This is a genomic window from Jannaschia sp. Os4, assembly GCF_016820245.1.
Taxonomy (GTDB): domain Bacteria; phylum Pseudomonadota; class Alphaproteobacteria; order Rhodobacterales; family Rhodobacteraceae; genus Jannaschia.
The window spans coordinates 229,498-247,112 of the sequence record NZ_JAFCAR010000005.1; the positions used below are offsets into that span (position 1 = coordinate 229,498).

Genomic DNA, 17,615 nt, shown 5'->3' on the forward strand with positions numbered 1-17,615 from the left:
CTCAGCCGTCGGTCGTCGCCGCGTAGGCCTCCAGCACCGCGAGCGGCACCACGTCCAAGGCGCGCTCGTGGGTGGCCTCCAGATGCACGTCGGGGGCCACGCCCTCCTCGTGGGCCTGCAGGAAGCGCGAGGCGCAGAGGCACCAGCGGTCGCCCGGCTTGAGGCCGGGGAAGCGGAACTCGGGGCGGGGGGTGCTCAGATCGTTGCCGAGGTACTTGGAATGGGCGAGGAACTCGGCCGTCATCACCGCGCAGACCGTGTGCGAGCCGCTGTCCATCGGCCCGGTGTCGCAACAGCCGTCGCGGAAGAACCCGGTCATCGGGTCGGTGGAGCAGGGTTGCAGCGCCTCGCCCCTCACGTTGCGAGAGGGGGCACGTCCGGGATGTCGCATGTCGGGGTCTCGCAGGTCGGTCCGGCCACGAGGTAGGGCGCGATCGGCCCGCGTCACCCCGCCGCCGCGTCGGCCAGCGCGCGCAGGTGCCGGATCGCGTCGGCATGGGCGTCCGGGGCGCGGAAGCCCCGGTCCGCGCCGTTCACCGCCACCACCACGTCGCGGATGCGGTCGACGTAGAGCCACTGGCCGTAGACGCCGCGCCCGATCACCTCGCCGGGCCGGGCGTCGGGGGCGAGCCACCACTGGTAGCCGTAGCCCCACGCCCCGTCCGCCGTCGCGGCGGTCGGCGCGGTGGAGGCGTCGATCCATGCGGCGGGCACCACCTGCGCGCCGTCCCACGTCCCGTCCTGCGCCACGAGGAGGCCCAGCCGCGCGTAGTCGCGCGTCCGCAGGGTCAGCCCGCCCAGCACGAAGGCCGCGCCCGCCCCGTCGGTGAGGTAGGCGCCGTCGGCGATGCCGATGGGCCCCGTCACCCTCTCGGCCATCAGGTCGGCGATGGACCGCCCCGTCGCGCCGCGCAGCACCATGCCGATGACGTGGGTGTCCATCGACACGTAGGTCCAGCGCGCGCCCGGCGCGGCGTCCCGCTCCGAGATCGCGGCGGTGAAGTCGTCCAGCGTCCCCCCCAGCGCCAGCGTCCGGCCCATGCGGTTGATGTCGCTGCCGGGGTCCAGGTAGTCCTCGTCGAACCGCACCCCGCTCTCCATCTGCAGCACGTCCTCCAGCGTCGCGCCGTCGTAGGCGGAGCCGGCGAGCTGGGGGGCGTGCCGGGTGACCGGGTCGTCCAGCGCGACCGTGCCGTCGGCGACCAGCGTGCCGGTCAGCAGCGACAGGGCGGACTTCGCCACGGACCACGAGATGCGGCGGTCCTCGGCCCCGGTGCCGAGATGGTAGGTCTCGTGGGCCACGCAGCCGCCGCGCAGCACGACGAGGCCGGTGACCGCATCCGCCGCGATCCAGTCCGCGTGCCCTTCGGGCAGCGCGAGCGGGGCATCGCAGGCGGGCAGGGCCCGCGCGTCCCGTCCGGGGAGCGGCGCGGTCAGGAAGGCCGATCCCATATCCGAGAAGTTGGCGACGATCCTGTCCTCGTCGAACAGGGTGTTCACCGTCCAGAGGCGCGCGATCTCCTCGCGCTTCCACAGGGCGGCGGCCCCGACGATCAGGAGCGTGGCGAGGGCGGCGAGGCCGAGCAGCTTTAGGATGCGTCGCATGGGCGTGGGGTGGCGCGGCCCGCGCCGGAGGTCCAGCGGCGCGGGCGGTGACGGCGCGTCATGCGCGCCACGCCACCCACCGGCCGTGGAAGTCGACGCGGGCCAGCGGCTCCCACGCCCCGCCCGGCCAGACCCGCAGGCGCAGCGCGGCCCCGCGCCCGCCATCCGCCTCCATCGAGACGTGGGCGAGCGGGGCCTCCGCCGTCGCCGCCGCGCCCATCGCGCGGAGCGCGGCCTCGGCGCGCGCCGCGGTCTCCTCGGGGAAGTACTGCCACGCGACCGAATGGGCGACCACGCGGAGGCGCCCCTCCCGGGAGGGGCGGTCCTCGAGCCAAGCGGCGGCGTCGCCCGCGTCGACCGGCGCGCGGGGGAGGGCCAGCAGCGCGTCCGTCCGCGCGCGGCGCTCGGGCTGGTCGGGCCAGAGATACGCGCGGAGGCGGTCCGGATCCTCCACCGGGCGGAGATCCACGCCCCGGCGCTCGACCACCTCGGGCGCGGAGTCGGGTGGCGGCGGGCCGGTCCAGTCGGGCGCGAGCGCGATCCCGTCCGCCGGGCCGCGGCGCCAGCCGCCCGCCTCCAAGGCGGTGGCGTCCCAGCGCAGGTTCAGCCCCGCCGACGCGCCCAGCTCCCACCAGACCATCGGCAGCCCGACCCGGTCCGCGAGCACGTGCGCGGCGGCCCGGAACGCGGCGGACCGCCCGACCTCGTTGGTCTGCGGCGGGCTGTCGAGCCATGCGTCGAGCCAGTCTGCGTGGCGGTCCAGCGCCGCCGCGACGGCGGTCCAGAGCGCCGCATCGGACGGATCGTGGGGCGGGTAGACGGCGCCGAGGGCCGGGTCGTCCCACGACAGCCGGTGCAGACCGCCCGCGAGGCGGAGGGGAACCGACTGCCCTGCCGGCGACAGGTCGCCGGCCCATGCGTGGAGCCGCGCGCCGATGGGGCCTTCCGGCCCGAGACGGTCGGCGCACAGGGCCATGAGGCGGGCCATGAACGGCGAGCCCATCCCGGCGCAGGCGGCGGACTGGCGGGTGAAGGCCTCCCGCAGCGTCACCGGAACCGGTCGGCGAGGCGCTGGAGCGGGTTGCGCGTGTCCGGCTCGGGCTCGGGCGCCGGGGCGGGTGGCGCGGCCTTCGGCGGCTTCGGCGCGGGATCGCGCTGCGGCACCACCCGGAGGGCGACCGCGTTGAGGAAGCCCGGCCCGTCCCCCGCGGCCAGCTTCGGCGCGCCGTCGGACAGGCCGCGCAGGAGGTCGTCGAGCATGCCTTGCTCGGCCTTGGCGAAGTCCGACAGCACGTAGCCCGAGACGCGGTCCTTGTGCCCCGGATGCCCTATGCCGATCCGCACCCGGTCGTAGTGCGGCGAGCAGTGCTGGTGGATCGAGCGCAGGCCGTTGTGGCCCGCATGGCCGCCGCCCGCCTTGAGGCGGACCTTGCCGGGGGCGAGGTCCAACTCGTCGTGGAAGACCGTCAGGTCGGTCGGGTCGAGCTTGTGGAAGCGGAGCGCCTCGCCCACCGCGCGGCCGGATTCGTTCATGTAGGTCGCGGGCTTGAGGAGGATCACGCGGTCGCTGCCGAAGCGGCCCTCGCTGATCTCGCCTTGGAACTTCGCGCGCCACGGCCCGAACCCGTGGTCCGAGGCGATCCGGTCGAGGGCCATGAAGCCCACGTTGTGCCGGTTGCCCGCGTATTTCACGCCCGGATTGCCGAGCCCCGCCCAGATCTGAACCATGGGCGGGGCCTATCTCAGTCCACCAGCGCGGGCCAGAGGTGGGCGTTGGCCCGCCGGAACGCGCCGTGGTGGCCGATGGGGCCACGCGTCGGGCGAAGGGTGAGTTGCTCCTTCGGGGCCTGCGGGTAGTGGCGCATCAGCCGCCACACGGCCGCGGGGGGGCAGAGGTCGTCGTCGGCCGCCGCCACGAGGCGCATCGGCGCCACGAGGCCCGAGGGGTCGGGGCCGGGAAGGTCCGGGTCGGCGGCGGTGAAGCCGCGCGAGGTGCACCAGATGCGCCACTGGCGATACACGCCGCGCGGCACCGAGACGGTCGGGTCGATCCCCATCAGCCGCCCCGGCACGTGGCCCAGCGCCGCGGCCGCGAGACGGCCCGGCCCGTGCCAGAACGCGGCGGCCACGGCGCGGTAGGGCCAAGGATGGTCCGAGAGATGCACCGCCCCCGATCCCACCGTGACGACGCGCGCGATGCCCGACAGGCCCGTCTGGAACGGCAGCATCAGGCCGCCGAGGCTGTGCCCGATCACCCAGAGGGGCGCCTCGACGCGGCGCGCGAGCCAGTCCCGCGCCGCCTGCTGGTCGCGGATGCCCCAGTCCGTCATCGTCGCCGTCGCGGCCCGCCCGCGCGGGCCGGGGGAGCGGCCGAACTGGCGATGGTCGTAGAGCAGCACGGCGCAGTCCCGCTCGGCGGCGAGCCAGCGGGCGAAGGCGGCGTAGAACCCGGCGGGCGTGCCCGTGGCCGGGTTCAGGACGACCGCCGCCCGGACCCGCCCCGCCGGGCGGTGGATCGTCCCCGCGAGTGATGCGCCGGGGGCGGGGATCGCGATCTCGATCTCGGTGGTGGACATGGCGCGCTCCCGCATTGGACCGATCGGTCTAGGCTCGCACGACGGCTAGACCGATCGGTCCAATCCTGTCAAACACCCCTCATGCCCGACGTCGCGTCCAATGCCCCCGCCCGCAGCCTCTCGACCCCCGAGCGCCTGATCGCCGCCGCGGCCGGCCTCTTCCGGGCCAAGGGATACGCCGCCGTCGGCGTCTCGGAGGTGCTGCGCGCGGCGGAGGTGCCCAAAGGGTCGCTCTACCACCACTTCCCCGGCGGGAAGGAGGATCTCGCGCTGGCCTGCGCGGACGTGGGCGGCAAGGTCGTGCTGCGGATGCTCGACCGGGCGATGGGCGAGGCGGCGACGCTGGAGGCGGCGCTGGACGGGCTCGCCGCGGCGTTGGAGCGGGCCTTCGAGCGCCACGGCGAGTGGCGCGGCTGCCCGGTGACGTCGACACTGCTCGACGGGGGCGGGCCCGCGCGGTTCGGCGAGCGGGCGCGGTCGATCTTCGGGGACTGGGAGCGGGCCTTCGCCGGACACTACGCGCGCCTCGGGGCCGCGGACCCGGAGGGGCTGGCGCGGCTGTCGGTCACGGTGCTGCAGGGCGCATGGATGCAGGCGCGCGCGCATGGCGACGCGGGGCGGATGCGCGACGTGGGTCGGGTGCTCCGTCTGGCGGGCCGGGGCTAGGCCCGGCGGGGAAGGAAGATCGGCGCCGCGTCCCGTCGGGTTTTCCCCGGGAGGGACGGACGAACCTTGCTGCCCTGCGGCGCGGAGGCCGCCTGGTCGTCTTCGAGGCCGGCCGACGAGGCGACTCCCGTGGGAGCCCGTCGGGGTCCGTCATTTCCTGTCCGGGGTCTCCCCCGGCGTGCTGCACGGGGGAGGGTGATCGGGCCGAGCAGTTAACGGATGGTGAAGATCCGGCCCGCGTCGAGGGGATCCCCGCCCGAGAACGGGAAAGGGCGGCCCGTGGGGCCGCCCTTCCGCAATTCGTCCCGTCGGGCGTCAGCCCTCGTCGGACTCGGCCTCGACGGTCTCGTCCGTCTGCTCGATGACCTCGGTCTCCGGCGTCTCGTCCTCGTCGTCGGACTGCGACGCGAGGCCCGAGGGCGGCTGGATGTTGGCGATCACGAAGTCGCGGTCGATCGTCGCGCGCGCGCCGGACGGCATCTCCACGGAAGAGATGGTCGCCGTGTCGCCAATCTCGAGGCCGGCCACGGAGACGACCAGCTTCTCGGGGATCTCGCCCGCGGTGACCCGCAGCTCGACCTCGGGGCGCACCATGGTCAGCACGCCGCCCTTCTTCAGGCCGGGGGCCTTGTCCTCGTCGACGATCTCGACGGGGATGTAGAGCGACACGCGCGACGTCCGCCGCAGGCGCATCAGGTCGATATGGGTGGGCAGGTCCTTGACGACGTCGCGCTGGACGTCGCGGGCGATGACGCGGACGTCCTCCTGCCCCTCGACCTTCAGGTTCCAAAGCGTCGCCATGAAGCGGCCCGCCTTGAGCTTCTTGAGCAGTTCGTTGAACGGCACCTCGATGGGGAGGGGATCGGAGCCCCCGCCATACACGACGCCCGGCACCATGCCGCGGCGTCGCGATTGACGGGCGGCCCCCTTGCCCGTCCCCGTCCTGGCCTGCGCTACGAGATCGGGAATCTCACCAGCCATGTTTCTCTCCAGTTCAGCAGTCTGACGGCCTCCAAGGGTGCCGCCCGGATGTTCGTAAGGCGCGCCGCCTACGGGAGCCCCGACGCCTTGTCCACCCCGGGGACGGGGGGATTCCGCGAAGAAATGCCGTCCACGTCGCGACGCGGCTTGCGAGGGGGCGTCCGGCGGGGCAGGGCGCTCCCATGCTCTCCGCGATCCGCCTTTCCCGCGCGCCCGTCTTCGCCTTCGTGGCCGTGGGGCTGATGTGGGGCTGCTTCGCCGCGATGGCCCCCGTGCTCAAGGCGCGCGTGGGCGTGGACGACGCGACCTTCGGGCTGCTTCTCCTCGGCACGGCGGTCGGGCTGTCCTTCACCATCTGGGCCGCGCCGCGCTGGGACCGGGGGATGGGCCGCTGGGCGATGCCGGCGGGCACGCTCGCGCTGGCCGTCGCGGCCTTGGGGCCGGGGGCGGCGCCCGCATGGGCGTGGCTGTTCGTGGCCCTGACGGTCGCGGGGGCGGCCTCGGGGCTGACGGACGTGGTGATGAACGCGCGCGTGGCCGAGCTGGAGGCGCGGCACGGGCGCTCGCTGATGAACGTGAACCACGCGATGTTCTCGGTGGCCTACGCGGCGTCGGCCCTGCTGACGGGGGCCCTGCGCGAGGCGGGGTGGGGGCCGGAGGCGATCTTCGCGGCGACCGCCGCCCTGATCGCGGCGACGGCGCCGTTCCAGATGATGGAGGTGGCGCGGGTGCCGGAGGACGAGGCGTCGGCGCGGCGCCTGCCGCTGGGGCTGGTGGCGCTGTGCGGGGCGATCGTGCTGATCGGGTTCATGGCGGAGGCGACCGTCGAATCGTGGTCGGCGCTCCACATCGAGCGGACGCTGCTGGGCGGGGCGGCGGAGGGCGCGCTCGGCCCCGCGACGCTGGGCCTGACGATGGCCGTGGGGCGCTTCTCGGGGCAGGCGGTCGCGGCGCGGCTCTCGGAGGTGGCGGTGATCCGGGCGGCGGGGGCGCTGGCGGCGGTGGGCGTGCTGGTGGCGGCCGCCGCGCCGTCGCCCGCCGTGGCCTATCTCGGCTTCGGCCTCCTGGGGCTGGGGATCAGCGTGATCGGGCCGATGGGCCTCGCGCTGGCGGGGCGGCTGTCGCCCGAGGCCCTGCGCACGGCGGTGATCGCCCGCGTGGCGGTGATCGGCTTCCTCGGCTTCTTCGTCGCGCCCGCGCTGATGGGGCTGGGCGCGCAGACGGTTGGGCTGCGCTGGGCTTTCGCTGCGGTGGCGGTCCTGCTGGCGGGGCTGTGGCCGCTGACCGCGGCGGCCCGGCGGCGGGGCTAGGCGGCGCGGCGCGCATCGTCGGGCGCGGTCCGGGCGAGAAGCGGTGCGCGTACGGCCTCGCGCACGCGGGTCTCGACATCGGGCCACGTGTAGTCGGCCATCACCTCCAGGAGGGGCACGCCCCCCTTGCGAAACACCTCGCGCTTGATCTGGTCGCGGTAGGCGGAGTTGCCCTGCGCGTGACCGGTGCCCTGATACTCGATCCCGAGCAGCGGGTAGCCGCGCCGGTTCACGAAGAGGAAGTCCACCCGGGACGCCTTGTAGGCGTCGAAAGCGGCGAGGCGCACCTTGGGGTCGCCGTTCAGCGCCCGAGGGCGGAACACCTCGAGCAGGGAGACTTGGCTGAAGAGCCGGACCCCGTTGGGCAGCGCATCGGCGAGCGCCTCGAGCCGGGCGAAGAGGTCGGCCTCCTCGCGGTTGAGGAGGGGGCGCGGCTCGATCGCGCAGGCGTCCACGGCGGCGTGGGGGCGCATCGCGCTGCGCTCGAAGCGGATCGCCTCGCGCAGGCCCGCGACCTCGCGGTCGTGGGCGCGGGTCAGTGCAGCGACCTCGGCGTCATGATGGCGCCGCTGGCGCCGCAGTTCCGCGAGGGCGCGGCGGCGCTTCGCCGAGTGAAGCGCCGGCACGATGAGCAGGAACGCCGCGCAAATCCCCGTCAGGACGAGGAGCAGGATCAGGTTCAGCTCCTGCAGCGTCTCGATCATTAACCATCCTCCCGTCCGCGTGCCTTACCCGGCAGCAAAGCGGAGGAATGGGGCCGGAGATGGGTCGGGCTTGGCCGTTTCCGGGCCTTCGGCCTACGCGTTCGTTCGGTGCTCCTCCCACTCGCCGCGGAAGCCCTTGGGGACGAGGAGGTTGTGCGGGCCGAGGGCGTGGACGTCCTTCTCGCCGCAGAGCGCCATGGTGGTGTCGAGTTCCTTGCGGATGACCTCCAGCGCCGCCGTCACGCCCGCCTCGCCCATCGCGCCGAGGCCGTAGATGTAGGCCCGCCCGATCATCACGCCGCGCGCGCCGAGCGCCACGGCCTTGAGCACGTCCTGGCCCGAGCGGACGCCGCCGTCCATCCACACCTCGATGCGGCTGCCCACCCGGTCCACGATCTCGGGCAGCATCCGGATCGACGACAGCGCGCCGTCGAGCTGGCGCCCGCCATGGTTGCTGACGACGATGGCGTCGGCGCCGACCTGCAGCGCCATCTCCGCGTCGTCGGCGTCGAGGATGCCCTTGAGGACGAGCTTGCCCTCCCACTTGTCGGCGATGCGCTTCACCTTGTCCCAGTCGAGCTGCGGGTCGAACTGCTCGGCGGTCCACGAGGACAGCGAGGAGGCGTCGCCCACGCCTTCGGCATGGCCCACGATGTTGCCGAAGAAGCGGCGCTTGGTCCTGAGCATGTCGCGGCCCCAGCCGACCTTGGTCGCCATGTTGGCGATGGAGGCGGGGGTCAGCTTGGGCGGGGCCGAGAGGCCGTTCTTGATGTCCTTGTGGCGCTGGCCGAGGATCTGGAGGTCGAGCGTCAGCACCAGCGTGTCGCAGCCCGCCGCCTTGGCGCGGGCGAGCGTGGCGTCGACGAACTTCTCGTCGCGCATCACGTAGAGCTGGAACCAGAAGGGGGCGGTGGTCGCCTCGGCCACGTCCTCGATCGAGCAGATGGACATGGTGGACAGGCAGTAGGGCACGCCGAACGCCTCGGCGGCCTTGGCGGCGAGGATCTCGCCGTCGGCGTGCTGCATCCCGGTCAGGCCCACGGGTGCCAGCGCCACGGGCATCGCCACGTCGCGGCCCGCCATGGTGGTGGCGGTGGAGCGGCCCTCCATATCGACGGCCACGCGCTGGCGGAGGCGGATCAGGTCGAAGTCGGTCTCGTTCTCGCGGAACGTCTGCTCGGTCCACGAGCCGGACTGGCAGTAGTCGTAGAACATCTTGGGCACGCGCCGCCGGTAGATGCGGTGCAGGTCCTCGATCTCGGTGATGACGGGCTTGGGGAGCATGGGCGGGGGTCCGGTCGGATTGGTCGGAAATTCTTACCACCCATGCCGCAGCGCGGAAAGAGGGGCAGGGTTGCAATTAGTCCTACTTCGTATCATATAGTGCGACATCGAACTTATGGAGTGCCGCCATGTCCCGCCCTTCCCGCCGCGCCGTCCTGTCCCTCGTCGGCGGGGGCACCGTCCTCGCCGCCACCGGCGGGGCCGCCGCCTTCGCCCTGACCCGCACGCCCCACGCCGCGTTGGCCCCATGGGATGCGGCGGGGACCTACGCGGACCCCCGGATGCGGGCGCTGTCCTTCGGGCTGCTCGCGCCCAACCCGCACAACCGCCAGCCGTGGACGGCCGAACTCGTCGGCGACGACGGGATCGTCCTCCGCCGCGACCCGGCGCGGGACCTGCCGGTGACGGACCCGTTCGCCCGGCAGTTGACGATCGGGATGGGCTGCTTCGTCGAGCTCTGCCGCATGGCCGCCGCCGCGGACGGGCACGCGACGGCGACCGACCTGTTCCCCGAGGGCGAGGACGGCCCGGTCGCGGTGCTGCGCCTCGCGCCAGGGGGCACGCCCGATCCGCTCTTCGCCCACGTCATGGACCGGCGGTCGCACAAGGAAGCGTTCGAGGACCGCGCCGTGACGCTGGACGCGGCCGCGCCCTTGGCGGGGCTGGGGCGGCTCCATCTCGACGGGCCGGTGCGGGACGAGCTGCGCGCCCTCGCGGCGGACGCGTGGGTGGCGGAGATCACCACGCCCGAGGCCCTGCGGGAGAGCACGGACCTGCTGCGGATCGGGCGGGCGGAGATCGAGGCGAACCCGGACGGGATCGACCTCGGCGGGCCGATGATGGAGGGGCTGGCGCTGGCGGGCATCCTCACGCGCGAGGCGGCGGGCGACATCGACAACCCGACGACGCGCGCGGTGATGGAGCGGGACGAGGCGGTGCTGCGCGCCGCACCGGCATTGGTCTCGGTGGCGACGCGGGGCAACGACCGCCTCGCGCAGATGGAGGCGGGACGGCGCTGGATGCGCCTGAACCTCGCCGCGACGGGGGCGGGGCTGGCGCTTCGCCCGGTCAGCCAAGCGCTGCAGGAGTACGACGCAGTGGCGCCGATGCGGGCCGCCGTGCACGACCTCGTGGCCGCCGAGGGCGAGACGGTTCAGATGCTCGGGCTTCTGGGCTATGGGGCGCGGACGCCGCGCACCCCGCGCTGGCCGTTGGAGACGCGGATGGTGGATGGACGGGCCTGAGGCACACGGCGCGGAGGCGGCGGAGCGCGCGCGCCTCGTCTTCGGCGTCTTCACCGAGGTGGGCATCCTCGCGCAGCTCAGCCGCACTCTTCTCGAGGCGCGGCTGGGCGACGGGGTCGGCGCGCCGGTCTTCGGCCTGATGTCGCATCTCTCCAAGCGGCGGGAGGGGCGCACGCCGCTGGACCTCGCCCGGTCGTTCCAAGTGCCGAAGACCACGATGAGCCATACGCTCGCCCTCGCGGTGGGGCGGGGCTGGGTGGAGACGGTCCCCAACCCGAAGGACGCGCGGTCCAAGATCGTGCGCCCGACCGAGGCGGGGCTCGCGTGGTTCGGCGAGACGGTCGCGCGCCTCGCGCCCGACATCGCCGAGCGGCTGGCCGACGTCCCGCTCGAGACCTTCGAGGCCCTTCTCCCGAGGCTCGCGGAACTGCGCGCCGTCCTGGATTCCCGTCGGGATCCAGAGCGTTGAGGGCACGTGTCGCGACGGCAACTCGCCGCCCATCGCGCCTGTGACGTTCGCGCCCCTTGCCTTTGCGTCATCCCGCGCCGAAATGGGGGTGGCTACGCTTGCTTTCGACACTGCTCCTTCGCGGCCCAGTCCATCGATTATGACGAGACGAGCCGCCCTGCCGCATCCTGCGGGCAGACAGACAAGGAGACAGACGATGGCCAACGGCACCGTCAAGTGGTTCAACAGCACCAAGGGCTTCGGCTTCATCGCCCCCGAGGGCGGCGGCAAGGACGTGTTCGTGCACATCTCCGCCGTCGAGCGGGCCGGCCTGACCGACCTCAAGGACGACCAGAAGGTCACCTACGACCTCGAGGCCGGCCGCGACGGCCGCCAGTCCGCGGTGAACCTGCAGCTCGCCTGAGCCGCGCCGCCCTCCGGGGCGGGACACGACATTCCGAGGGGCGCGCCGGGACCGGCGCGCCCCTTTCACGTGCCGACCCGCGAGTGCGGATGTGACGGGGGCACCACACCGTCCGCCCCGGCGGTTGTGACCCCCTCGTCGGCCGCCGATGGTCGCGGGCGCGCCGAACGCGCGCCTGCTTCGAGGAAAGACCAAGATGAAGATTTTCACCGCCCCCATTCTCGCCATCGGCGCGGCCGCGCTCCTCGCGGGCTGCCAGCCCGCGGCCGTCGCGCCGTCGGGCAACCCCGCCTTTGGGACGATCCAGCCGACGGAATGCCGCCAGCCCAACGACCGGCGCGACACCTACCTCATGCGCAAGCTGGAGGAGCGCGGCACGCGCCCTGCCGCGGAGATCATCGCGGAGGTCCGCGAGGCGTTCGAGAGCCGCGGCGCGGACCTGTCGGTCTCCGGCAGCTTCGGCGCCTTCGTCGAGATCCTCACGGGGACGGAGAACCCGAACGGCGGGACTGAGAACACGCAGGCCTACGCGGCCTGCTTCGCGCGCTTCGCGTCGTGATCCCGCGGGGCGGGGGCGCAGTGCCCCCGCCCCGACCACTCACTCGGCGGCCATCTTGGGCGCCACCTTGGCCAGCGCTTGGTCGAGGTCCGCGATCAGGTCGTCCGCGTCCTCGATCCCGATGCTGACCCGCACGACGTTCGGCGCGGCGCCCGCCGCCACCTGCTGCGCCTCCGACAGCTGCCGGTGCGTGGTGCTGGCGGAGTGGATGCAGAGCGAGCGCGTATCGCCGAGGTTGGCGACGTGCGAGAAGATCTCGACGTTGTCGATGAACTTGACGCAGGCGTCGTAGCCGCCCTTGAGCGCGAAGGTGAAGAGCGCGCCCGCGCCGCGCGGGCAGACCGTCTTGGCCCGCTCGTGGTAGGGCGACGAGGGCAGGCCCGCATAGGTGACCTCCTCGACGGCGGGGTGCTTCTCCAGCCACGCGGCGATCTTCTCGGCGTTGGCGACGTGCCGGTCCATCCGCAGCGACAGCGTCTCGATGCCCAAGAGCGTGTAGTGCGCGGCCTGCGGGTTCATGGTCATGCCGAGGTCGCGCAGGCCGATGGCGATGCCGTGGAAGGTGAAGGCGAGCCCCCCGAACGTCTCGTGGAAGCGCATGCCGTGATAGGCGGGCTCGGGCTCGGACAGGGAGGGGAACTTGCCCGACTTGGTCCAGTCGAACTTGCCCGAGTCGACGACGCAGCCGCCCGTTACCGTGCCGTTGCCGGTCAGGTACTTGGTGGTCGAGTGCACGACGAGCGTAGCCCCGTGCTCGATCGGGCGGTGCAGGTAGGGGGTGGCCGTGGTGTTGTCGACGATCAGCGGCAGGCCGGCGGCGTCCGCGACCTTGGCCACCGCGTCGATGTCCATGATCCAGCCGCCGGGGTTGGCCACCACCTCGCCGAACACCGCGCGGGTGTCGTCGTCGATGGCCGCCTCGATCGCGGCCGGATCGTCGAAGTCGACGAACTTGGCCGACCAGCCGAAGCGCTTGATGGTCTGGGAGAACTGCGTGACCGTGCCGCCGTAGAGGCGCGTCGAGGCGACCACGTTGCAGCCCGGCTGCATCAGCGGGAACAGCGCCATGATCTGCGCCGCGTGCCCCGAGGAACAGCAGACGGCGCCGACGCCGCCCTCCAGCGTGGCGATCCGCTCCTGCAGGACGGCCACGGTCGGGTTCGTCAGGCGGGAGTAGATGAAGCCCACCTCCTGCAGGTTGAACAGGGCGGCGGCGTGGTCGGCGTCGCGGAAGACGTAGCCGGTCGACTGGTAGATCGGCGTCTGGCGGGCGCCGGTGGCGGGGTCGGGGCGGGCGCCGGCATGCACCTGCAGCGTGTCGAAGCCGTATTGGCGGGTCTCGGTCATGGGATGTCCCTCTCGTCGGTCCGCCGGAGTGGTGCCGCGAGGGGAGGGGAGGGCGCAAGGGGCGCCGCGCGCATGGGCGAGGTGAGGCGCGCCGCCGGAGGGGAGGGGCCGGCGGCGCGCGCGAGGGGCGGGGTCAGCCGTGGAAGGCGTTCCGCATCGCCACCTCGAGGACGTAGCCGTCGCGGAACTCCCGCGTGGTCAGCACGCCGTCGCCGTCCAGGTCGGCGAAGGCGGCGGCCTTGACGACGCCCGCCGCATGCTCCTGCCGGGTCAGGCGACCGTCCATGTCGCGGTCGAAGAGGTCGAACACGGTGCCCATCGCCGCGTCGAAGCCCTGCTCGCGCCCGACGAAGGCGGCCTCGGCGCGGGGGCCGTCGTCCCAGCCGAGCATCTCGGCGCGCGTGACCGCGCCCGACCCGTCCGCGTCGATCGCGACGAAGGCGGCCTCGGCGAAGGTGGACAGCTCGCCCGCCTCGACGGTGCCGGAGTGGTCGGCGTCGAGCGCCATCACGAAGGCCTCGCCCATCGCGCGCGCGGAGTCGTGCGTCGGCGCGAGGGGGTCTGCGGCGGCGGGGACCGCGAGCAGCGCGGCGACGGCGACGGCGTGGAGGGCGGGGCGGAGCATGGGGAGGGTCCTTCGGCAGGGGTCCGGGGGAGGGACGGGTTAAACTGAACTGTTCGGTTTATTTAGATTGCCCCTAGGTCAGCGTCAAGGCGGGCCGCCTCCGAAAGACCGCAGGGAGGGGCGTGCGAACTTGCACCCTTCGGGGCAGCGTGTAGGACGGGGGCGGCCCGCGACCGGCGGGCCTGCGACCCCGAGGAGCGACCGCGATGGCCAGCCTGATCAAGCGTCTCGTCACGTGGTGGGAGGGGCAGAGCCTCGGCACCCAGATCTTCACCGCGCGCCACGGCCACAAGGTGGGCGAGGACGCGGAGGGCAACATCTACTACCGCAACGCCGACGACACCCGCCGCTGGGTTATCTACGCCGGGCAGAACGACGGCACCCGCGTCGGCCCGGAGTGGTACGGCTGGCTCCACCACACCTTCCCGAAGCCGCCGACCGAGGATCCGATCGTCCGCAAGGCGTGGGAGAAGCCGCACCAGCCGAACCTGACCGGGTCCGAGGGGGCGTTCTACCGCGAGGGCTCGCTGCGCCGCGCGGACGTCAAGCCGCAGTCGGACTACGAGGCGTGGACGCCGGAATGATCCGCGCGGCCCTCGGGGCGGCCTTGGCCTGCGCCGTCGCGCTGCCCGCCTCCGCCCAGGACGACGGGATCCGGCGCGACCGGTTCGGCAACCCGATCATCCTCGACCTCGGCCCCCCGCCGGAGACGCGCGGCACGCAGCGTACCTCGACCGCCGTGCGGACGGGGACCGGCGCGGGCGCGGTGCTGCGGACGCTCGATCGCGTGTCGGGGGACGTGGTCGACGTCGAGATGTCGCAGGGGCAGACGATGGCCTACGGGCCGCTGCAGGTGACGCTGCACGAATGCCGCTTCCCGACGAACAACCCGTCGGGCGACGCCTTCGGCCTGATCCAAGTGGTCGATGCCATGCGCGTCGAGGAGCTGTTCGGCGGCTGGATGGTCGCGTCGTCGCCCGCGCTGAACGCCTTGGAGCATCCGCGCTACGACGTCTGGCTCCTGAGGTGCATCACCTCGCTCGACTGAGGGACCGGCCCGCGGATGCGCGCCTTGCCCTCCAGGGCGGCGGCGAGGCGGCGGCGGTAGGCGGCGCGGCTGATCTCCACCCCCCCGAGCGAGGCGAGGTGCTCGGTCAGGAACTGGGTGTCGAAGAGCGTGAACCCCTCGCGGCGGAGCAGCGCGACCATGAACGCCAGCGCGACCTTGGACGCGTCGCGGCGGGCGGAGAACATCGACTCGCCGAAGAAGGCCGTGCCGAGGGTCACGCCGTAGATGCCCCCCACGAGGGTATCCTCCTCCCATAGCTCGAGGCTGTGCGCGAGCCCGCCCGCGTGGAGCTGCGAGTAGAGCCGCGCGATGGGCGGGTTGATCCACGTCTCGTCGCGATCCGCGCAGGCGGCCACGGTCGCGTCGAACGCGGCGTTCAGGGTGACGCGCCACGGCGCCTGCCGGATGCGCTTGGCGAGGCTGCGCGAGATGCGAAGCCCGTCGAGCGGCAGGACGCCCCGGCGGCGGGGATCGACCCAGAAGATGTCGGGGTCGTCCCGGCTCTCGGCCATGGGGAAGACGCCGCTGGCATATGCCATGAGCAGCGTCTCGGCGGTGATTGGTGGCGTGTCGCGCGGCATGCGCGGCAAGGTAGGTCCAGAGGCCGCGCGCGCAAATGCCTTCGAAGGCATTCGCAAATCGCTTCGAAGCGATTTCCCTCAGACCCGGCGTCGGACCGGCTGCGCGTTGCACACCACGATGAACTGGTCGGCGTTGACGAGCAGTTGGAACCCCCGCCGCGCGACCTCGCGCTCGAAGCGGGGGAGGCCGACGATCCGTTCCACGTCGCGGACCTTGCGACGGACGATGCCGCCCTCGGCGGCGGCGCGGGCGGAGAAGAGGTGCGCGACCCAGCGGTCGGCGTCGAGATGGGCGGGCAGGGGCATCGCCCACGCCTAGCCGTAGCAGGTGAACGAGCCCCTAAAGGTTCGCCTCCAGCCACTTCTCGAGCCAGTGGATCGTGTAGTCGCCCGCGATCACGTCCCTGTTGCGGACCAACTCGCGGTGGAGCGGGATCGTGGTGTCGACGCCGTCGATGATGATCTCCATCAGCGCGCGGTCGAGGCGGGCCAGCGCCTCCGCCCGGTCGCGCCCGTGCACGATCAGCTTGCCGATCAGCGAGTCGTAGTAGGGCGGGATGCGGTAGCCGTCGTAGAGCGCGCTGTCCATGCGGACGCCGAGGCCGCCCGGCGCGTGATACTGGCTGATCCGGCCCGGCGAGGGCGAGAAGGAGGGCAGCTTCTCGGCGTTGAGCCGCACCTCGATGGCGTGGCCCTGCGGCTCCCCGAGGCTCTCCTGCGTGAACTCCATCGGCAGGCCCGCGGCCACGCGGATCTGCTCGCGGACGAGGTCGACGCCGAACACGGCCTCGGTGACGGGATGCTCGACCTGCAACCGGGTGTTCATCTCGATGAAGTAGAACTCGCCGTTCTCCCACAGGAACTCGATGGTGCCCGCGCCGATGTAGCAGATGTCGGCCACGGCCTTGGCGCAGGTCGCGCCGATCTCCGCGCGCATCTCGGGGGTGATGGCGGGGCCGGGCGCCTCCTCGAAGACCTTCTGGTGGCGGCGCTGGAGCGAGCAGTCGCGCTCGCCGAGGTGGACGGCGTTCCCCTTGCCGTCGCCGAAGACCTGCACCTCGATGTGGCGCGGCGTGCCGAGGTATTTCTCGATGTAGACCTCGTCGTTGCCGAACGCGGCCTTGGCCTCGGAGCGGGCGGAGCCGAAGGCGTTGTCGAGGTCCTTGGCCGTGCGGGCCAGCTTCATGCCGCGCCCGCCGCCGCCGGCGGTGGCCTTGACGATGACCGGGAACCCCATCTCCTCCGAGACGCGCCGCGCCTCCTCGAGGGTGGGCACGCCCCCGTCCGAGCCGGGCACGCAGGGCACGCCCAGCTTGATCATGGTCTCCTTGGCGGTGATCTTGTCGCCCATGATCCGGATGTGCTCGGCCGTGGGGCCGATGAAGGTGATCCCGTGATCCTCCAGCGCCTGAACGAAGGTCGCGTTCTCGGACAGGAAGCCGTAGCCCGGATGCACCGCCTGCGCGCCCGTGATCTCGCAGGCGGAGATGACGGCGGCGATGTTGAGGTAGGACTGCGCCCCCGGCGCGGGGCCGATGCAGATCGCCTCGTCGGCCATGCGGACGTGCATCGCGTCCGAGTCGGCGGTGGAGTGCACGGCGACCGTCTTGACGCCCATCTCGCGCGCGGCCCGGATGACGCGCAGCGCGATCTCGCCGCGGTTGGCGATGAGGATCTTGTCGAACATCAGGCCAGGATCACCAGCGGCGCGCCGAACTCCACCGGGTCGCCGTCGGCCACGAGGATGCGCTTCACGGTGCCCGCGCGGGGGGCGGGGATCTGGTTCATGGTCTTCATCGCCTCGACGATGAGGATGGTCTGCCCCTCGGCCACCTTGTCGCCCACCGACACGAAGTTGGACGCCCCCGGCTCCGGCGCGAGGTAGGCGGTGCCGACCATGGGCGAGGTGACGGCGCCGGGGTCTTGGGCGGGATCCTCGGCGGCGGCCGGGGCCGTGGCGGCGGACGCGCTCGGGACGGCCTGCGGGACTGCGGCCTGCGGCGCGGCGGGCGCGGCCATGGCGACCGGGGCCGGGGCGGCGGCGGACTGCCGGGAGACGCGGACCTCGAGGCTGTCGTCCTCGCCGTACTCGCGCGCGACCTCGATCTCGCCGAGGTCGTTGTCGGCCAAGATGCGCGCCAGCGCCTCGATGAAGGCCACGTCGTCGTCGCGCTTGCTCATGGATGATCCCC

General features: G+C 72.9%; 22 protein-coding genes. 8 read left to right on the forward strand and 14 right to left on the reverse strand.

Annotated features, from left to right (window positions below):
* Nucleotide 1: 1 nt before the first annotated feature.
* Genes JQC91_RS14840 through JQC91_RS14860 form a run of 5 tightly spaced genes read right to left on the reverse strand, consistent with a single transcriptional unit; the run spans nucleotide 2 to nucleotide 4,181 of the window.
* The gene (locus JQC91_RS14840; protein ID WP_203287992.1) at nucleotides 2-391 is read right to left on the reverse strand and encodes a DUF2237 domain-containing protein; all 390 of its coding nucleotides are present in this window, start codon (nucleotides 389-391) and stop codon (nucleotides 2-4) included.
* A gap of 53 nt (nucleotides 392-444) precedes the next feature.
* Nucleotides 445-1,605, reverse strand: a complete 1,161-nt coding sequence (locus JQC91_RS14845) for a serine hydrolase (RefSeq protein ID WP_203287994.1) — start codon at nucleotides 1,603-1,605, stop codon at nucleotides 445-447.
* 58 nt (nucleotides 1,606-1,663) lie between these two features.
* Nucleotides 1,664-2,656 carry a DUF2332 family protein gene (locus tag JQC91_RS14850; RefSeq protein ID WP_203287995.1) on the reverse strand — a complete coding sequence of 331 codons (993 nt, stop codon included), beginning with the start codon at nucleotides 2,654-2,656 and terminating at the stop codon, nucleotides 1,664-1,666.
* On the reverse strand, nucleotides 2,653-3,333 hold the full coding sequence (pth, locus tag JQC91_RS14855; protein WP_203287996.1) for an aminoacyl-tRNA hydrolase: 681 nt from the start codon (nucleotides 3,331-3,333) through the stop codon (nucleotides 2,653-2,655). The genes JQC91_RS14850 and pth overlap by 4 nt, the downstream gene beginning before the upstream one ends.
* A 14-nt stretch (nucleotides 3,334-3,347) precedes the next feature.
* Entirely contained in the window at nucleotides 3,348-4,181 is an 834-nt protein-coding gene (locus tag JQC91_RS14860; protein ID WP_203287997.1) for an alpha/beta hydrolase, read from the reverse strand.
* An 81-nt stretch (nucleotides 4,182-4,262) separates the two neighbouring features.
* Here JQC91_RS14860 and JQC91_RS14865 point away from each other — a divergent pair, with 81 nt between their 5' ends.
* Nucleotides 4,263-4,847 (forward strand): TetR/AcrR family transcriptional regulator, encoded by a 585-nt coding sequence (locus tag JQC91_RS14865; protein WP_203287998.1) that lies wholly within the window; start codon nucleotides 4,263-4,265, stop codon nucleotides 4,845-4,847.
* A 315-nt stretch (nucleotides 4,848-5,162) separates the two neighbouring features.
* Here JQC91_RS14865 and JQC91_RS14870 read toward each other — a convergent pair whose 3' ends face one another.
* On the reverse strand, nucleotides 5,163-5,828 hold the full coding sequence (locus JQC91_RS14870; RefSeq protein ID WP_203287999.1) for a 50S ribosomal protein L25/general stress protein Ctc: 666 nt from the start codon (nucleotides 5,826-5,828) through the stop codon (nucleotides 5,163-5,165).
* Nucleotides 5,829-6,010: 182 nt separating this feature from the next.
* Here JQC91_RS14870 and JQC91_RS14875 point away from each other — a divergent pair, with 182 nt between their 5' ends.
* A complete protein-coding gene (locus tag JQC91_RS14875) occupies nucleotides 6,011-7,138 on the forward strand; it encodes an MFS transporter (protein WP_203288000.1) in 1,128 nt (375 codons plus the stop codon).
* Here JQC91_RS14875 and JQC91_RS14880 read toward each other — a convergent pair.
* Nucleotides 7,135-7,842, reverse strand: coding sequence for a DUF2726 domain-containing protein (locus JQC91_RS14880; protein WP_203288001.1), 708 nt, complete (start codon nucleotides 7,840-7,842; stop codon nucleotides 7,135-7,137). The two genes, JQC91_RS14875 and JQC91_RS14880, sit on opposite strands and share 4 nt — an antisense overlap.
* Nucleotides 7,843-7,935: 93 nt before the next feature.
* A complete protein-coding gene (locus JQC91_RS14885; protein WP_203288002.1) occupies nucleotides 7,936-9,126 on the reverse strand; it encodes an alpha-hydroxy acid oxidase in 1,191 nt (396 codons plus the stop codon).
* A 128-nt stretch (nucleotides 9,127-9,254) separates the two neighbouring features.
* Between JQC91_RS14885 and JQC91_RS14890 the strand changes: the two genes are divergently transcribed.
* The 4 genes from JQC91_RS14890 to JQC91_RS14905 all read left to right on the forward strand — a co-directional run bounded on the left by JQC91_RS14890 (nucleotide 9,255) and on the right by JQC91_RS14905 (nucleotide 11,801).
* Entirely contained in the window at nucleotides 9,255-10,370 is a 1,116-nt protein-coding gene (locus JQC91_RS14890) for a twin-arginine translocation pathway signal protein (RefSeq protein WP_203288004.1), read from the forward strand.
* Complete coding sequence (locus JQC91_RS14895) at nucleotides 10,357-10,839, forward strand: MarR family winged helix-turn-helix transcriptional regulator (RefSeq protein ID WP_203288006.1); 483 nt, start codon at nucleotides 10,357-10,359, stop codon at nucleotides 10,837-10,839. Before JQC91_RS14890 ends, JQC91_RS14895 begins: the two co-directional genes overlap by 14 nt.
* A gap of 196 nt (nucleotides 10,840-11,035) precedes the next feature.
* Nucleotides 11,036-11,242 (forward strand): cold-shock protein, encoded by a 207-nt coding sequence (locus tag JQC91_RS14900; RefSeq protein WP_203288008.1) that lies wholly within the window; start codon nucleotides 11,036-11,038, stop codon nucleotides 11,240-11,242.
* Between the two features lie 196 nt (nucleotides 11,243-11,438).
* The gene (locus JQC91_RS14905; RefSeq protein WP_203288010.1) at nucleotides 11,439-11,801 is read left to right on the forward strand and encodes a hypothetical protein; all 363 of its coding nucleotides are present in this window, start codon (nucleotides 11,439-11,441) and stop codon (nucleotides 11,799-11,801) included.
* 39 nt (nucleotides 11,802-11,840) lie between these two features.
* On the opposite strand, the gene JQC91_RS14910 is transcribed toward JQC91_RS14905, so the two are convergent.
* Together JQC91_RS14910 and JQC91_RS14915 are read right to left on the reverse strand one after the other, a co-directional pair.
* The gene (locus JQC91_RS14910; protein ID WP_203288012.1) at nucleotides 11,841-13,148 is read right to left on the reverse strand and encodes an O-acetylhomoserine aminocarboxypropyltransferase/cysteine synthase family protein; all 1,308 of its coding nucleotides are present in this window, start codon (nucleotides 13,146-13,148) and stop codon (nucleotides 11,841-11,843) included.
* A 133-nt stretch (nucleotides 13,149-13,281) separates the two neighbouring features.
* Nucleotides 13,282-13,773 (reverse strand): hypothetical protein, encoded by a 492-nt coding sequence (locus tag JQC91_RS14915; RefSeq protein WP_203288014.1) that lies wholly within the window; start codon nucleotides 13,771-13,773, stop codon nucleotides 13,282-13,284.
* A gap of 206 nt (nucleotides 13,774-13,979) precedes the next feature.
* Here JQC91_RS14915 and JQC91_RS14920 point away from each other — a divergent pair, with 206 nt between their 5' ends.
* Both JQC91_RS14920 and JQC91_RS14925 read left to right on the forward strand, forming a co-directional pair.
* On the forward strand, nucleotides 13,980-14,357 hold the full coding sequence (locus JQC91_RS14920; protein WP_203288015.1) for an NADH:ubiquinone oxidoreductase subunit NDUFA12: 378 nt from the start codon (nucleotides 13,980-13,982) through the stop codon (nucleotides 14,355-14,357).
* Nucleotides 14,354-14,821 (forward strand): DUF2155 domain-containing protein, encoded by a 468-nt coding sequence (locus JQC91_RS14925; protein ID WP_203288016.1) that lies wholly within the window; start codon nucleotides 14,354-14,356, stop codon nucleotides 14,819-14,821. The genes JQC91_RS14920 and JQC91_RS14925 overlap by 4 nt, the downstream gene beginning before the upstream one ends.
* Here the strand turns inward: JQC91_RS14925 and aat are convergent.
* From aat to accB, 4 genes are all read right to left on the reverse strand, one after another.
* The gene (gene aat / locus JQC91_RS14930; protein ID WP_203288017.1) at nucleotides 14,779-15,423 is read right to left on the reverse strand and encodes a leucyl/phenylalanyl-tRNA--protein transferase; all 645 of its coding nucleotides are present in this window, start codon (nucleotides 15,421-15,423) and stop codon (nucleotides 14,779-14,781) included. The genes JQC91_RS14925 and aat overlap by 43 nt on opposite strands.
* Before the next feature lie 78 nt (nucleotides 15,424-15,501).
* The gene (locus JQC91_RS14935; RefSeq protein WP_203288018.1) at nucleotides 15,502-15,729 is read right to left on the reverse strand and encodes an N-(5'-phosphoribosyl)anthranilate isomerase; all 228 of its coding nucleotides are present in this window, start codon (nucleotides 15,727-15,729) and stop codon (nucleotides 15,502-15,504) included.
* Nucleotides 15,730-15,763: 34 nt separating this feature from the next.
* Nucleotides 15,764-17,110 (reverse strand): acetyl-CoA carboxylase biotin carboxylase subunit, encoded by a 1,347-nt coding sequence (gene accC, locus JQC91_RS14940; protein WP_203288019.1) that lies wholly within the window; start codon nucleotides 17,108-17,110, stop codon nucleotides 15,764-15,766.
* Entirely contained in the window at nucleotides 17,110-17,604 is a 495-nt protein-coding gene (gene accB, locus JQC91_RS14945; RefSeq protein WP_203288020.1) for an acetyl-CoA carboxylase biotin carboxyl carrier protein, read from the reverse strand. The genes accC and accB overlap by 1 nt, the downstream gene beginning before the upstream one ends.
* Nucleotides 17,605-17,615: the final 11 nt, after the last annotated feature.